Below are 959 nucleotides of genomic sequence, written 5' to 3' on the forward strand. Positions count from 1 at the left end.
TGGTCGATCCGCCCTAGAAAGTACAACTGTCCATCCGCCTGCCAGCGTACCAGATCTCCGGTCCGGTACAGACGCTCTCCTTCTACATAAGGGTTGGCTACAAACTGCTCTGCTGTCAGCTGCTCCCGCTTCCAGTATCCCCGGGCTACTCCTGCTCCCCCGACAACCAATTCACCGGCAATACCAGCAGGCAGCAATTGCAGCTGGTCGTTCATGACGTAAGCCGTGGAATGACTGACCGGACGACCGATCGGTACAGTCCGGTCTTCTTCCCAGCTTCCCTGTATCGTGTAGGCGGTAGAGATAACCGTGTTCTCGGTCGGTCCATAACCATTCACAATATGCAGCGCCGGATAGGCAGCTACCAGCCGGCTTACTTGGCTCGCCGAAATCACATCCCCGCCGGCGACCACGTACCGCATACCAGCAAACGTCTCCGGGTACTCCCGACTCAGCTGGTTAAACAGCGTCGTTGGCAGTACGGCCAGCGTAATGCCGGACTCCCGAATATAGGCAGATAGCTCATGAAACGCATGTACCAGCTCATCTGGTTCCAGATGCAGCGGGATGCCATGAAGCAGGGCTGACCAGATCGGCAGTACGGCAGCATCAAAAGACAACGATCCGGCCTGCAGCATCCGGTCGGTATCTCCGATCTGCATGTAGCTTGGATATTTGGCATTTTTGATGACCGAGCGCTGCTCTACACAGACGCCCTTCGGATGACCCGTTGTGCCTGATGTATAGATGATATAAGCCAGATCGGTCGGTCGGTTGACCGGTTCCGGATTGTGGTTAGGAGATCGATCGATCTGTTCACTGGACAGGTCGAGCCAGCAAAGAGGCAGATGATCCAGGCCCAGCCGGGCACTCTCGTCTGGCGAGCCGACGATCCACCGGGCCTGGCTGTCTGTAAGCAGATAGCTGATCCGGGCCGCTGGATAACTTTCATCGATCGG

At 56.7% G+C, this 959-nt stretch carries 1 protein-coding gene; it reads right to left on the reverse strand.

The annotated features are described in order from the left end of the window. A partial coding sequence (locus WH46_RS23195; protein WP_046228522.1) for an AMP-binding protein occupies positions 1 to 959 on the reverse strand: 959 nt, incomplete at both ends.

This window comes from Paenibacillus dauci (assembly GCF_000971985.1).
In the GTDB taxonomy this organism is placed as follows: domain Bacteria; phylum Bacillota; class Bacilli; order Paenibacillales; family Paenibacillaceae; genus Saccharibacillus; species Saccharibacillus dauci.